This window comes from Nocardiopsis halotolerans DSM 44410, assembly GCF_000341065.1.
GTDB classification, from domain to species: domain Bacteria; phylum Actinomycetota; class Actinomycetes; order Streptosporangiales; family Streptosporangiaceae; genus Nocardiopsis; species Nocardiopsis halotolerans.
Map to the genome: position 1 here is coordinate 1 of NZ_ANAX01000253.1, position 13,918 is coordinate 13,918.

The 13,918-nt window shown below is 72.4% G+C and carries 11 protein-coding genes and 1 riboswitch; of the genes, 6 read left to right on the forward strand and 5 right to left on the reverse strand.

Annotated elements, in window-relative coordinates:
- Window positions 1–1,623, forward strand: a 1,623-nt coding sequence (gene ptsP, locus D455_RS0119685) for a phosphoenolpyruvate--protein phosphotransferase (protein ID WP_017572426.1), incomplete at its 5' end; no start/stop codon positions are given.
- 190 nt (window positions 1,624–1,813) lie between these two features.
- Here the strand turns inward: ptsP and D455_RS0119690 are convergent.
- A complete protein-coding gene (locus tag D455_RS0119690) occupies window positions 1,814–2,461 on the reverse strand; it encodes a TetR/AcrR family transcriptional regulator (protein WP_017572427.1) in 648 nt (215 codons plus the stop codon).
- Window positions 2,462–2,605: 144 nt separating this feature from the next.
- Here D455_RS0119690 and D455_RS0119695 point away from each other — a divergent pair, with 144 nt between their 5' ends.
- Window positions 2,606–4,186, forward strand: a complete 1,581-nt coding sequence (locus D455_RS0119695; protein WP_017572428.1) for an MFS transporter — start codon at window positions 2,606–2,608, stop codon at window positions 4,184–4,186.
- 304 nt (window positions 4,187–4,490) lie between these two features.
- Here D455_RS0119695 and argJ read toward each other — a convergent pair whose 3' ends face one another.
- A complete protein-coding gene (gene argJ / locus D455_RS0119700; RefSeq protein ID WP_017572429.1) occupies window positions 4,491–5,651 on the reverse strand; it encodes a bifunctional glutamate N-acetyltransferase/amino-acid acetyltransferase ArgJ in 1,161 nt (386 codons plus the stop codon).
- A 169-nt stretch (window positions 5,652–5,820) separates the two neighbouring features.
- On the opposite strand from argJ, the gene D455_RS0119705 reads away from it, so the two are divergent.
- Window positions 5,821–6,852 (forward strand): serine hydrolase domain-containing protein, encoded by a 1,032-nt coding sequence (locus D455_RS0119705; protein WP_017572430.1) that lies wholly within the window; start codon window positions 5,821–5,823, stop codon window positions 6,850–6,852.
- A 140-nt stretch (window positions 6,853–6,992) separates the two neighbouring features.
- Here D455_RS0119705 and otsB read toward each other — a convergent pair whose 3' ends face one another.
- Both otsB and D455_RS0119715 read right to left on the reverse strand, forming a co-directional pair.
- On the reverse strand, window positions 6,993–7,823 hold the full coding sequence (gene otsB / locus D455_RS0119710) for a trehalose-phosphatase (RefSeq protein ID WP_017572431.1): 831 nt from the start codon (window positions 7,821–7,823) through the stop codon (window positions 6,993–6,995).
- A gap of 383 nt (window positions 7,824–8,206) precedes the next feature.
- Complete coding sequence (locus tag D455_RS0119715) at window positions 8,207–8,491, reverse strand: DUF3263 domain-containing protein (RefSeq protein WP_013155209.1); 285 nt, start codon at window positions 8,489–8,491, stop codon at window positions 8,207–8,209.
- A 231-nt stretch (window positions 8,492–8,722) separates the two neighbouring features.
- Between D455_RS0119715 and D455_RS31055 the strand changes: the two genes are divergently transcribed.
- A complete protein-coding gene (locus D455_RS31055) occupies window positions 8,723–10,003 on the forward strand; it encodes a S8 family serine peptidase (protein WP_152487111.1) in 1,281 nt (426 codons plus the stop codon).
- 32 nt (window positions 10,004–10,035) lie between these two features.
- Window positions 10,036–10,626: a GrpB family protein gene (locus D455_RS0119725; RefSeq protein ID WP_017572432.1), complete on the forward strand. Its 591-nt coding sequence runs from the start codon at window positions 10,036–10,038 to the stop codon at window positions 10,624–10,626.
- Between the two features lie 79 nt (window positions 10,627–10,705).
- Here D455_RS0119725 and D455_RS0119730 read toward each other — a convergent pair whose 3' ends face one another.
- On the reverse strand, window positions 10,706–12,142 hold the full coding sequence (locus tag D455_RS0119730) for an alpha,alpha-trehalose-phosphate synthase (UDP-forming) (RefSeq protein ID WP_017572433.1): 1,437 nt from the start codon (window positions 12,140–12,142) through the stop codon (window positions 10,706–10,708).
- Between the two features lie 301 nt (window positions 12,143–12,443).
- Window positions 12,444–12,585: riboswitch (SAM riboswitch) on the forward strand.
- Between the two features lie 13 nt (window positions 12,586–12,598).
- Here D455_RS0119730 and thrC point away from each other — a divergent pair.
- Window positions 12,599–13,858, forward strand: coding sequence for a threonine synthase (gene thrC, locus D455_RS0119735; protein ID WP_017572434.1), 1,260 nt, complete (start codon window positions 12,599–12,601; stop codon window positions 13,856–13,858).
- Window positions 13,859–13,918 lie beyond the last annotated feature (60 nt).

Consider the following 13,918-nt stretch of genomic DNA (forward strand, 5'->3'; position numbering starts at 1 on the left):
GGCCCGGTGGCGCGGATGGCCGCACCGCCGTCCCTGCCCGAGAAGCGCATGACCGCGGGCGCCCCCGCGGACGAGGCCGTCGAGGCACGACGGGCCCTGGAACGGGTGGCGGACCTGCTCGACCGGCGGGCCGCCGAGCTCCGGGGCGACGCGGCGGCGGTCCTCGGGGCCCAGGCGCTCATGGCCCGAGACCCCGAGCTGGCCCGTCGCGTCGGGGAGTACACGGAGGAGGGGGAACCGGCGGCGTGGGCCGTCCACGCCGCGTGCGGCGCCTACCAGGAGCTGCTCCGGGCGGCCGGGGGCTACCTGGCCGAACGCGCGGCCGACCTCGCCGACATCCGGGACCGGGCGATCGCCCTGCTCCTGGGCCTGCCGATGCCCGGGCTGCCCGACCCCGGGGTCGCGCACGTGCTGGTCGCCGAGGACCTCGCGCCCGCCGACACCGTCCAGCTGGACACCGAGGGCGTGCTCGCCATCGTCACCCGTGGGGGAGGGCCCACCAGCCACACGGTCATCCTGGCGCGGGCACTCGGCATCCCGGCCGTGGTCGGGTGCGAGGGGGCCGACACCCTCGGGGACGGGAGCACCGTGGCCGTGGACGGCGATGCCGGGACCGTCGTGGCCGATCCCGACGAGGAGTTCGCCGACCGGCTACGCCAGCGTGCCGAACGCCGACGCGCGCTGCTGGCCGAGTCCAGCGGTCCCGGGCGGACCGCGGACGGAACGCCGGTCGCGCTGCTGCTCAACGTCGGTGAGGGCGATCCCCACAAGGCGGGTGCGCACGACAGCGAGGGCGTGGGGTTGCTGCGTACCGAGTTCCTGTTCCTGGACCGCTCGGAGCCGCCCACGACCCAGGAGCAGGAGGCCGCCTACACGGCCCTGTTCGAGGCCTTCGCCGGACGTACGGTCACGGTCCGGACGCTGGACGCGGGTTCGGACAAACCCCTGGCCTTCGCGCGGACCGGCCACGAGGACAACCCCGCGCTCGGCGTCCGCGGATTCCGGACCTCGCGTGTGCATCCGGGCCTGCTCACCGAGCAGCTCGCGGCGATCGCCACCGCCTCCCGGAAGACCTCCGCCGAGGTCCGGGTGATGGCGCCGATGGTGTCCACCCCCGACGAGGCCGACGAGTTCGTCTCCCTGGCGCGCGGGGCCGGGCTCACCAGGGTCGGGGTGATGATCGAGGTGCCCGGGGCGGCGCTGCTCGCCGACCGGCTGCTCCCACGGGTGGACTTCGTGTCGATCGGCACCAACGACCTGGCGCAGTACACGATGGCCGCCGACCGGACCCTCGGCGCGCTGCCCGACCTGCTCGATCCCTGGCAGCCCGCGCTGTTGCACCTGGTGGGAACCGTGGGAGGCGTGGGGGAGAGGACGGGGCGCCCCGTGGGCGTGTGCGGTGAGGCCGCGGCCGAGCCGCTCCTCGCCCTGGTGCTGGTGGGGTTGGGCGCGACCAGCCTGTCGATGTCGGCCCCCGTCCTGCCCGCCGTGCGCCGCGCGCTGGCCCTGCACACCCGTGACGAGTGCCGTCGCCTGGCGGAGTTGGCGCTGGCCGCGTCCAGTGCCGAGCAGGCCCGGGAGGTGGTGAGGGCGGCCGTCCACCCGGAGGCCGCCGAGTGGTGAGGCCGCGGGGGATGGCGTTCGGCCCCGGGAACCGGATCCGCCCGAGGGGCGCGTGAGGGTGGCGCCTTCCGCTGCCCCACGCCATGTGCTGTGGTCTCCGCGCACGCGGGGACGAACCGGTCGAGCTGCCTGTGCGGACACCACGCACGCGTGAGCCCCGCGCACGCGGGGAGGGGCTCCGCGCGGACGCTCAGCCGCGCGGCGCCCCCCAGGGGCAGGCGACGGTCTCGGGTACCAGGTCGAGCCGGTGGAGGAACGCCCGGACCAGGTCCTCGGTGCTGCGGGAACCCGACTCGCACCACGCCTGGTGACCAGTGTTCAGCGCGGCGAGGAACACCGCGGCCAGGAGGCCCGGACGCGGGTCGGCGTCCGGGTCCACGCCGGTGCGCTCTCCCACGGCCCGGGCCAGCCGGTTCTGCCTGCGGTGGCAGTAGCGCACGTTTACCTCGATCAGCTCGGGGCTCTCGGTCACCAGCCCCATCGCGCTGCCCCGGAGGTGCAGCGCCTCCTGCTCCAGGTACCCCCAGTGGTCGAGTATCGCGTTGCGCAGCGCCGTGAACGGGGGCTCGTCGGCGGGTCGGGCCAGGAGGGCCGAGCACAGGTGCTCGTCGACGTCCTCGACCGCCTCCAGGACGACGTCCTCCTTGGAGGTGAAGTAACGGAAGAACGTGCGCTGGGAGACCCCGACACGGGAGGCGATCTCCTCCGTCGTGGTCCGCTGGTACCCGTTCTCGTGGAACAGGTGCAGCGCCGCCTCCATGAGGGACTCGCGCATCCGGGCCTTCTTGCGCTCGCGGAGCCCGACCCGCTCCCCCGGTTCGGCGCTCGTCGTGCTCATGGACGTGCCTCCCGCGTGTTGGCTCTGCCCATGAGGATAGCGTGTGAAACAGATTACGTCAGCGGCTGACAAAACACAGTTGCTGCAAAGAGTCAGCGACAGACATAATCGCCCTGAGGAAGACGACGGCACTCAGGGGGGACCATGACCGCACGGACCGTTCCACAGACGACGCGGGCGGAACGGAGGGGACTGCGGGGCAACCCCTGGGCGACCCTGGTGGCGATCGCCTTCGGCGTGATGATGGTCGCCCTGGACGGCACCATCGTGGCCGTCGCCAACCCCGCCATCGGCGAGAGCCTGGGCGCCTCGCTGGCACAACTCCAGTGGGTCACCCACGGCTACCTGCTCGGCCTGGCGGTCTTCCTGATCACCGCGGGCAAGCTCGGCGACCGCTTCGGCTACCGCAACACCTACCTCGTGGGCGTGGTGGGCTTCGTGCTCTCCTCGGTGGCGATCGCGTTGTCCGCGGGGGTCATCATGCTCATCGCCTTCCGCGTGCTGCAAGGGATTTTCGGCGCCCTGCTGATGCCCGCCGCCCTGGGCCTGCTGAGGGCCAGCTTCCCGCCGCACAAGCTCGGCCGCGCCTTCGGCGTCTTCGGTAGCATCCTCGGCGCGGCCACCGCGGGCGGTCCCATCGTGGGCGGCGTCCTGGTGGGCGTGTTCGGCTGGGAGGCCGTGTTCTTCATCAACGTGCCCGTCGGCGCGGCGGCCCTGGCCCTGGGCCTGTGGCTCCTCGGCCCCAACCAGGCCACCGACTCCGGCTCGCGCATGGACGTGCCCGGCATCGTCCTGGTCAGCATCGCGATCTTCGCCCTGGTGTGGGCCCTGGTCGAGGCGCCCACCGCGGGTTGGGGGGACCCGGTCACCCTGGTCTCCCTCGCCGCCGCGCTGGTCTTCGGCATCGCGTTCGTGCTCTGGGAGCGCCGCCCCCAGGACCCGCTGGTCCCCCTGGGACTCTTCGCGAACCCCTCCATCTCCATCGGCGTCGTGCTCATGGTGCTGATGGCGGTGAGCCTGATGGGGTCGCTGTTCTTCGTCACCTTCTATCTCCAGGGCGTGCTGGGGATGTCCCCGGCGCAGACCGGCATGCAGCTGCTGCCGATGACCGCGCTGATGGCGCTCACCTCGCCGGTCGCGGGCCGCCTCCTGGACCGTGTGGGTGCCCGGCTGCCCACCACGGTGGGCCTGCTGATGGCGGGTACGGGCATGTTCCTGCTGTCCCGCCTGGAGACCGACACCGGTATCGCCTACCTGTCGACGGCCTTCGTCCTGCTCGGCATCGGCCTGAGCCTGGTGATGACCGGCTCCACCGCGGCCATCGTCGGCAACGCCCCGGTGCGCTTCGCGGGCGTGGCCTCCGCCCTCCAGCAGGCCGCGATGCAGCTGGGCGGCTCGCTGGGGACGGCCGTGTTGGGCGCGGTCATGTCGGCGACCATCATCTCCACCCTGCCCGGTCACTTCGCGGACGCGGGACTGGCCGAGCCCTCCGCCGAGGAACTGACGAGCATGCAGAGCGTCGTCGCCCAGGGCGGCGCGGTGGTGCCCGAGGGAGCCGCCTCCCAGGCGGTGCGCGCGGTCACCGAGGCCAGCAACCTGGCCTTCATCGACGGGTTGCAGTGGGCCTTCGGGATCGCGGCGGGGCTGATGCTGCTGGCGGCGGTGCTGTCGCTGTTCATGCGCGCGGGGCAGCCCGACGGCGGCGAGCCCGTCGTGCACGTCTGAGGCCCGGTCGGGCACCGGAGCGGCACGGACGCCGCCTCCGGTGCCGGTCGCCGTCGCGCGGAGGCGGGGCGGGGTCGTCGACGGAGGCGTCGGCACGCTGGGGCGACGGCGCTCCGGGATGGGGCCCGCCGAAGTCGTCGGAGGGAGGGGACCGCGCCGTAGGCGTCCGTTGAGGGCGGTGGCGGGCGACGGGTGGGACCACGCGGCCAGGGAACCGTGAAGGAAGGGGCGGCGCCACCCCCCCTGTGGACGGAGGGTGGCGCCGCTCCGGTGCGCCCGGCCGTGCCCGGCCTCCGGGCCCGCCTCAGGTCGTGTAGTCGGCGTTGATCCGGATGTAGCCCTCGGTCAGGTCACAGCCGTAGACGGTGAAGGCGCCGTCGGCGATCCCCAGGTCGACGCTGATCACCACCTCGTCGCCCTTCATGTGCTGGGCGGCGCGCTCCAGCACCTCGTCCGTGGCCTCCGCCGGGTAGGTCTCCACGTCACCGAAGGAGATCCGCACGTTGTCCGGCACGATGTCGGTCTCGTCCTGGCACTTGCCGACCGCCATCGTCACCCGGCCCCAGTTCGGGTCCGCGCCGTGCACGGCGGTCTTCACCAACGGGGAGTTCACCACGGTCTTGGCGACCCGCCTGGCCTGGGCGTCGTCGCGCGCGCCGCTCACGCGCACCTCGATCAGCTTGCTGGCGCCCTCGCCGTCCGAGGCGATCATCCGCACCAGCTTCAGCGCCACCTCGTACAGCGCCGCCTCGAACGCGGCCACGTCCACCGGCCCCGCCAGCCCGTTGGCGAACACCGCCGCCGAGTCGCTGGTGGAGGTGTCGGTGTCGATGCTCAGGGCGTTGAACGTGCGGTCCACCACACGGCGGAACACCTCGTCCAGAACCGGCTGCTCCACCTCGGCGTCGGTGAAGAACCAGGCCAGCATGGTCGCCATGTTCGGTTCGATCATGCCCACGCCCTTGGCGATGCCCGTCAGCGTCGCCCCGCCCACCTTCGCCGAGGCGGTCTTGGGCCGGGTGTCGGTCGTCATCATCGCGGCGGCCGAGCGGTCCAGGTCCGCCGGGGGGAAGTCGGTCGGCAGCGCGTCCAGGTAGGCGCGGACCTTCTCCATCGGATACGGGCGACCGATCACACCGGTGGAGGCGACCAGGACCTCCTCGGGTGGCACCCCCGCCGCACGCGCCACGCGTTCCTGGAGCTCGTGGGCGTGGCTGTCGCCGACCCTCCCGGTGGCCACGTTGGCGTTGCGGGCGATCACCGCGACCCCCCGCGCGCTGCCGTCGGCCGCGGCGCGGCGGCTGAGCAGCACGCTGGGTCCGGCGAACCGCGACAGGGTGAACACGGCGGACACGCGCGCGGGGACCTCGGACACCACCGCGAAGAAGTCGTCGTTCGGATCCTTGATCCCGATGTTTCCGGCCACGCCGCGGAAACCGGCGGGCACGGGGGTCTGGCTGCTCATCGTCCTCCTCGGGGCTTCTCCGGCGCCAGACTACTCCGACGCGCGTTGGTCCCCTCATTACGGCTACGACCTGCGAGGGTTTCGTCCTGTACACCTCCGAGACCCGTGTGACAACAACCTGATAACGGGGTATCGCCGAGAGACGAGACCACCTGGGGGGAGGCGTGTTGTGCGTGATGGTGACTGGCTCACGGAGACGGGGGCGCGGATCCGTGGCGTTCTGAAGGTGATGGTGGACGCCGGTTGGCTGCCCGGCGGCTCGGCCGTCATCGGTACCGGCGGTATGTGGGAGTTCGTGGCCGTCGGCCGCACCGACGGGGAGCACGACACGGCCCCGGACGTGGCCTACGACGTCGCGAGCCTGACGAAGGTCATGGCGACCTGGCCCCTGGTCGGCCAGGCGGTCGCCGAGGGGATCATGGACCTGGACGCCCCGATGTCCGAATACCTGGACGTGGACCACCTCCCCGGTGCCGAGGTGACCGCGCGGCAGGTCCTCACCCACACCAGCCGCCTCAACCCGGTGACCTGGCTGGAGCGGTACGTCGGCACCGACCAGGACCTGGCAGAGGCGATCCTCGCCGACCCGCTGGAGGAACCCGGCTACCACTACGTCGACCGCGGGTTCATCCTGCTCGGCCTGCTCCTGGAACGCCTCCACGGCACGAGCCTGGACCGGCTGGCCAGTGACCTGTGGGCGGATCTGGGCATGCGGTCCACCACCTTCGGCCCCCTGGCGCGCTCACCCGGGGTCGCGCCCACCGAGCGCCGCATCCCCGGAACCGCCCCCACATGGGGCGTCGTGCACGACGAGGCGGCGGCGCTGATGGGCGGCGTGGCCGGGCACGCCGGGGTGTTCACCACGGCCATCGACCTCGGCGCGTTCACCCGTGAGATGCTGCGGCTGCACGAGGGCGGCAGAGGACCGGTCCCGTCCTCCTACGTGCGCACGAGTTGGCGGCCGCACGTGGACGCGGGACCTCGGCTGTGGCGCGGGCTGGGCTGGCTGGTCACCCCGGAGGGGGTGGTCTACCACAACGGTTTCACCGGGACGAGCCTGTTCATGCACCCCGAGAGCGGACGGTACGTGGGCGTGCTCACCAACGCCGTGCACTACGGACGCGACCGGACCGGGTTGGTGGACCTGAGGTCGGCGGCGCGGTCGGCGCTCTCGCCGAGGACGCACGAGTCGTCGTCCTGACCCGGAGACGGGCGCGTCAGGGGCGGGGGGAGCGCTCCCGAGAGTCGCTGCGGGCCGCGCGGACACGTGCGACACGGTCACGCGCGGCGCCGTGCGGGCGATGGCGGCCGTCGGCCGCGTCCACCGGCCGGGGGAGGTGCTCACACGCCGGAGGCGCCACGGAGCGCGTCCGTGAGCGCGCCCAGGAGGTCGGTCAGTCCGGCCGGGCCGGGAACCACCAGGTCGGCGGCCTCGGCCACGGCGGTGACCTCGTCGGAGGACGAGCACACGTTCAGGCCCCTGACGCCCTGCTCCCGCAGTGCCGTCACGGCGGCGAACGCGGGCAGGTCACCGAGGTCGTCACCGGCGTAGAGCACGACGTTCGGGCTGGTCTCGGCGACCAGGGCGGTGAGCGCCGCACCCTTGTCCACACCCTGTGGACGAAGCTCGACGACCATCCGCCCGGGCTCCACCTGGAGGTCGGCGCGCCTGGCCAGTTCGCTCAGGGCGGGGGTGAGCAGGGCCAGCGCGCCGTCGGGGTCCGCGGTGCGCCGGGTGTGCACGGCGAGCGACCGCCCCTTGTCCTCGATCCAGGTGCCCTCCGGGGCGTGCAGGCCGTCGAGCAGACCGGGGAGTTCGTCGCGCACCAGTTCCACCCCGGGCGGCGCGGGGGTGGCGACCACCCGGCCGTCCTCCCAGCGCTCGGCCCCGTAGTGGCCCAGCACGGTGATGCCCGGTACCCGGTCCAGTCCGCCCAGCCGCACCGCCGTCTCGGCGGGGCGGCCGGTGATCACGGCGACCGTGCCGAGCAGCCCGGCCAGGTCGGCGAGTCTGTCCACGATCCCCGGATAGGGGGCGGACGTGCGCGGATCGGCGACGATGGGTGCGAGCGTGCCGTCGAAGTCGAAGGCGATCAGTGCCTGACCGGACTCGGAGAGGAAGGCGTCGAGCGCGCTGCGTCCGGCGTCCGTGCTGGGCTGGGGCAGGGACATGGAGGACCTTTCCGGTGGGGCCGCGGATGCGGGCCGGGCGGGGCCGCCAGACTATCGACGTGCTCCCGCCCGGACGGAGCGCCCACCCGCGCGCGTGCCCGGATTTCACCGGATGCCCGTGTGGTGTTCGTCGCGCGACCGACCGGACCCGTGCGGCGGCTCGCCGCGGTGCGCGCCCGTGGCGGGCCCGGTCGGCCCGGTCTTCCTCGCTGGGATTCGGTCGCTCCGATACGGGAGGTTTCCCCATGTCCGGTTCTCGAAGCCGCCACGGGGATGGCCCGGACGGCGCACCCGGAGCGGGGCACGTACGGGCGATGTGGTCACCACGGCCGTGCGGTGGGTACAAGTGACCGAAAAGAGAAGGACGAAGGACGAGGTGGGACTCAGAGCTGGATGCCCAGCTGGCGTGCGTTGCGTTGGCGGCGGCGGTCGGCGCGCAGACGGCGCAGCCGCTTGACGGTCATCGGATCGAAGGCGAGTGCCTCCGGGCGCTCCACCAGCCCGTTCAACAGCTGGTAGTAGCGGGTCGCGGAGAACCCGAACTCATCACGGATCGCCTGTTCCTTGGAGCCCTCGAACTTCCACCACTGGCGTTCGAAGGCGAGGATGCGCTGTTCGCGTTCGGCGAGGGCCGACTGACCGTCTTCGGTCGGACCGATATTCGGCATGGGACACCCCCTGGACGGGAAATTGGTTTGTCCGGATCGGCCCGACTCATGCTAGCGACTCGACATGCCGGATGCGGAGCCGAAAACGCAGGACTGGCACCAGGGATACAGTTGCGTTCCCTACCCCTCCGGCCACTTGTCCACGTCTGAATCCTGTGCTCGTGACAGAATTGCGGCGGTCCGGGGGAGGGCCGCGTGGAACGCCGACCGCATCGTTTGAGGGAGCCTGTCGTGCTCGGGGGCAACAGCCGCAACAGGACACACACACGCCACGTCCATGGCGGGACCGTCGCGGCCTGCGCCNTCGGCCTGACCGCGGCCCCGGCCGCGGCCGACCTCATTCCCGACTACCGGCCCGAGCAGTGGGGCCTGCAATCCGTCGGTGCCCAGGAGCTCTGGGACGCGACCCAGGGACAGGGCGTCACCGTCGCCCTTCCCGGCGTCTCCGTGAACGAGGAGCACCCGGACCTGGTCGACAACGTCCGGGTGGACACGGAGTTCGGCGCCAACGACGGCGACGTCGGGCCCGGCAACGCCGCCGCCGCGCTGGTCGCGGCGCACGGGCACGGCATGGACGCCGACGGGGGCGTGCTCGGCGTGGCGCCCGAGGCCGAGCTGCTCGTGCTGCCCACGCGGGACCGGCTGGCCGACGCCGTCCGTCACGCCTCCGAGGAGGGCGCCCAGGTCATCCTGCTGCCGGAGACCGACGGCGCGGACCTGGCCGACGCCGCCCGGGACGCCGTCGACAACGGCGCGCTGGTCGTCGGCCCGGCCGGGGCGGGGGAGGACCCCCACGTGCTGACCGTCGCCGGGGCGACCGAGAACGGCGAGCTCATCCCGGACTCCCCCGGCGCCGAGGAGATCGAGCTGACCGCCCCCGGCGCGGACCTGGTGACCGCGGGCCCGGAGCTGACCCAGACCGAGGTCACCGGAGCCCCCTACGCCGCCGCCATGGCGGCCGGGGCCGCCGCGCTCCTGCGCGCGGAGCACACGCAACTGCGCCCCGACCAGGTCGGCGACGCCCTGGTCCAGGGCGCCCAGGCCGGCCCCGAGGGCCTGCCCGCGCTGCACCTGCCCACCGCCGAGGGACAGGCCTCCGAGGTCGCCCAGGACATCCCGGTGATCGACGAGGACCTGGTCAACGAGCAGGGTGAGCCGGGCGTGGTGCCGGTGTGGGCGTGGTTCGTCACCGTCGGCGCCGTCGTGGTCCTGGGCGTCCTCCTCCTGGTCGTGTGGGTGCGCCGCTCCAGCACCGATCCCTACGGCGTGGAGGCCGAACGCCGCGAGCAGGACGAGAGCATCGCCGCCGAGCGGGCCGCCGAGGCCCCGCCCGCCAGCCGCCGCAAGCAGAGGGGCGGCCGCCGCCGCAAGCCCCGCGGCAGGGGACCTCCGTTCCGCGCGCCCCGTGGCCGGAACCGGACACGGTGGGTGGTCGCCGCACGTCACGGACGCCTGGCGAGCTGTGACGTTACGGGTGCGCGTGCATATGTAAGCCACGTCGGACGGGCTTGACGCGGGCACGCGGGGCGACAAGGCTGTGGAACATGGCACCCCTCGATGCGTCACCTCTGCCCTCACGAGGTGGGCTGCGGGTCGAGCCCGCACCCGAGTTCCGCAACCTCGTCAACGGGCGCGTCCGCCTCTCCGAGTACGACCCCAAGTGGCCCTACCTGTTCAGGCGCGAGTCCGGGAGGGTCCACGCGGCCCTCGGGGACCGCGTGCTGCTCTTCGAGCACGTCGGCTCCACCGCCGTGCCCGGCCTCGCCGCCAAACCCTGCGTCGACCTGCTGCTGGTCGTCGCCGACTCCTCGGACGAACCCGCCTACATGCCCGACCTCGAAGCCGCCGGCTACTCCCTGGTGATCCGGGAGCCCGACTGGTACGAACACCGGGTGCTCAAGGGCTCCGACGTCAACCTCAACCTGCACGTGTTCAGCCGGGGGTGCGAGGAGGCGGAGCGCATGCGCCGTTTCCGGGACCTCCTCATCGACAGCGCCGACGCGCGCGAACGCTACGTCGCGGTCAAGCGCGAGCTGGCCGAACGCACCTGGGACCGCATCCAGGACTACGCGGACGCCAAGTCCGAGATCGTCGGGCGCCTCCTCGCCGAGGCGGACACGGGCGCGCCCGACTGACCGCCACCCGCACCGCGGCGGGGAGCGCGTACCGCCTTCCGACGGCGGACGCGCCCCGCCCGTGAATCCGCCCGAGGGCTCAGCCCAGCGAGCGCAACTGGTCCTGGAACCACCGGCGCGGCGGCAGCGCCACCGCGGCCTCGGCCAGTCGCTCCCTGCGCCGGCGCCGCTCCTCCTCCGGCATCGACAGCGCCGTGTGCAGCGCCTCCGCGGTCTCGACGGTGTCGTAGGGGTTGACCAGCAGCGCGTGCCCGCCCAACTCGTCCACGGCTCCCGCCTCGCGCGACAGCACGAGCACCGAGTCCCGCTCCGACAGCACCGGGCCCTCCTTGGCCACCAGGTTCATGCCGTCCCGGATCGGGTTCACCAACAGGACGTCGGCCATCTGGAACGACGCCAGCGAACGCGGGTAGTCGTCGTTGACCTCCAGTACGAGGGGCGTCCACTCGGCGGTCGCGAACTCCTCGTTGATCTCCTTGGCGGTCCGCAGCACCGTGTCGGTGTACTCGCGGTACTCGGGCACGTCGCCCCGGCTCGGGTAGGCGAACGCCAGGTGGGTCACCCGGCCCCGCCACTCCGGGCGGGTGGTCAGCAGTTCGCGGTACGCCTCCAGGCCGCGCACGATGTTCTTGGACAGCTCCGTGCGGTCCACCCGCACGATCAGCCTCGTGTCCCCGACCGCCTCCTCCAGGGTGCTCCGGCGTGCCGCCACAGCCGGGTCGGCGGCGCTCTGCCGCAGGCCCTCCTCGTCCGCTCCCAGGGCGTGCACGTCCACCCCGACCACCCGGCCGCCGTGCTCCACGGTGCGGCGGGCGAAGTCCACCTTCGCGCGCAGGATCTCCTCGCAGCAGCGCAGGAACGCCTCCGCCCACCGGGGACTGTGGAAGCCCAGCCGGTCCGCGCCCAGCATGCCCTCCAACAGGTCGCGCGCGACCTGGTCGGGCAGCATCCGGAAGTACTCGGGGGGCGCCCACGGGGTGTGCGAGAAGTGCGCGATCCGCAGGTCGGGGCGGCGGGCGCGCAGGATGCGCGGCACCAGGGCCAGGTGGTAGTCCTGCACGGCCACGCGTGCGCCCTCGGCGGCACCCGCGACCAGCGCCTCGGCGAACGCGTTGTTGTAGGCGGTGTAGTCCTCCCACAGCCGCCGGAAGTGGGAGCCGAAGGACGGCTTGTTGGGGGTGTCGTAGAGCATGTGCTGCACGAACCACAGGGTCGAGTTGGCCACGCCGGTGTAGGCGCCGTCGAAGGTCCGCCGCGGGATGTCCAGCATGTGGACCCGCATGCCGTCCAGGTCGTACGCGCGGTCCAACCGGGCCTCCGGCGCCTCCGCCGCCGCCTGCCGGTCGGCGTCCGACAGGGCGGCGCACACCCAGATGCTGTCGATCTCGGTGGCCACCGAGATCATCCCCGACACCAACCCGCCACCGCCGCGACGGTGCCGCAGCGAGCCGTCGTCGGAGGTCGAGAAGGACACGGGTCCCCTGTTGGAGGCGATGAGGATCTGTGCCTTGTCCACGTGGAAAGTCCTCTCGAAGGTGCGGTCGGGTGTTCGCCGGGGAGGCGGGTGCCAGCTGAGAAAAACGTGGCGCGCATCCTAGGTCTCGCCTGTGAACAGCCGCCCCAAACCCCGCCCGGGTCAACCGGGGCGCGCGTCACACGCGCGCGGTGGCGACCGTGTCCGGGAGGGGGCGCCGACCGACGCGGTCTCATGATGTGAGCGGGTTCGTGTTACCCAGGTCACGAGTCATGGAAAACCGGTCAACGCCTCCGTTACAGTGACGGTGCGGATCCCACGGGACCCGCGCACAACTTCATATTGCTCATCCAGAGGGGTGGAGGGACCGGCCCTGCGAAGCCCCGGCAACCATCCCAGCACGCGACGCTCGCGAACCCGCGAGGCGGCTGGGGCAGGTGCCAACTCCGGCCTGGGGACAGAGTGTCCGCCAGGAAAGATGAGGGGAGACGCCTCGCCATGGCGATTGCCGCCGCTGAACCCACCTCCGTCCGCGCCTTCGGCCCCGGTACCGCGCTCTCCTGTCGCGAGTGCGGTGAGCGCTACGAGCTCACCCCCAGGTTCGCCTGCGAGTTCTGCTTCGGTCCCCTGGAGGTCGCCTACGACTTCGGGACCGTGACCCGCGCCGACATCGAGAGCGGCCCCAAGAGCATCTGGCGTTACCGCTCCCTGCTCCCGGTCCCGACCAACGTCGCCGAGCTGCCCAACATGGCTCCCGGTCTGACTCCGCTGGTGAAGGCCGACCGCCTCGCCGCCGAGCTGGGCCTGGACTCGCTGCACGTCAAGGACGACTCCGGCAACCCCACGCACTCCTTCAAGGACCGCGTGGTCGCCATCGCCGTCGAGGCCGCCCGCACCTTCGGCTTCACCACCCTGTCCTGCTCCTCCACCGGCAACCTCGCCGGTGCCGTCGGCGCCGCCGCCGCGCGCGCCGGGTTCGAGTCCTGCGTGTTCATCCCCGCCGGGCTGGAGGAGGCCAAGGTCGTCATGGCCGCCGTCTACGGCGGCAAGGTCGTGGCCATCGACGGCAACTACGACGACGTCAACCGCTTCTGCTCCGAGCTCATCGGCGACCCGGTCGGCGAGGGCTGGGGGTTCGTCAACGTCAACCTGCGCCCCTACTACGGCGAGGGTTCCAAGACGCTGGCCTACGAGATCGCCGAGCAGCTCGGCTGGCGCCTGCCCGAGCAGATCGTCATCCCGATCGCGTCCGGCTCGCAGCTCACCAAGATCGACAAGGGCTTCCAGGAGCTCGTCAAGCTGGGCCTGGTGGAGGACCGCCCGTACCGGATCTTCGGCGCCCAGGCCACGGGCTGCTCCCCGGTCGCGCAGGCCTGGGACAAGGACATCGACGTCATCCAGCCGGTCAAGCCCGACACCATCGCCAAGTCGCTGGCCATCGGCAACCCGGCCGACGGGCCGTACGTGCTCGACATCGCCAAGCGCACGGGCGGGTCGGTGGAGCACGTGGGAGACGACGAGGTCGTCGACTCCATCAAGCTCCTCGCCCGCACCGAGGGCATCTTCGCCGAGACCGCGGGCGGCGTCACCACCGGCGTGCTGCGCAAGCTGGTCCGGGAGGGAAGGCTCGACCCCAGGGCCGAGACCGTCGTGCTCAACACCGGTGACGGGCTCAAGACCCTGAACGCCGTCGACGCCGGTGTGACCGCCACGATCAAGCCGTCCCTGGGCGCCTTCACCGACGCCGGTCTGGCCTAGGCGGCGTCCGGAAGGGTCCACCGGTCCACCCACCCGGCAGTGTTCTCCGGGGCCTCCGCT

Excerpts from the sequence above, each read along its gene's own strand:
- D455_RS0119690 (WP_017572427.1), bottom strand. The coding sequence starts at position 2,461 with ATGAGCACGACGAGCGCCGAACCGGGGGAGCGGGTCGGGCTCCGCGAG.
- D455_RS0119695 (WP_017572428.1), top strand. The coding sequence starts at position 2,606 with ATGACCGCACGGACCGTTCCACAGACGACGCGGGCGGAACGGAGGGGA.
- argJ (WP_017572429.1), bottom strand. The coding sequence starts at position 5,651 with ATGAGCAGCCAGACCCCCGTGCCCGCCGGTTTCCGCGGCGTGGCCGGA.
- otsB (WP_017572431.1), bottom strand. The coding sequence starts at position 7,823 with ATGTCCCTGCCCCAGCCCAGCACGGACGCCGGACGCAGCGCGCTCGAC.
- D455_RS0119715 (WP_013155209.1), bottom strand. The coding sequence starts at position 8,491 with ATGCCGAATATCGGTCCGACCGAAGACGGTCAGTCGGCCCTCGCCGAA.
- D455_RS0119725 (WP_017572432.1), top strand. The coding sequence starts at position 10,036 with ATGGCACCCCTCGATGCGTCACCTCTGCCCTCACGAGGTGGGCTGCGG.
- thrC (WP_017572434.1), top strand. The coding sequence starts at position 12,599 with ATGGCGATTGCCGCCGCTGAACCCACCTCCGTCCGCGCCTTCGGCCCC.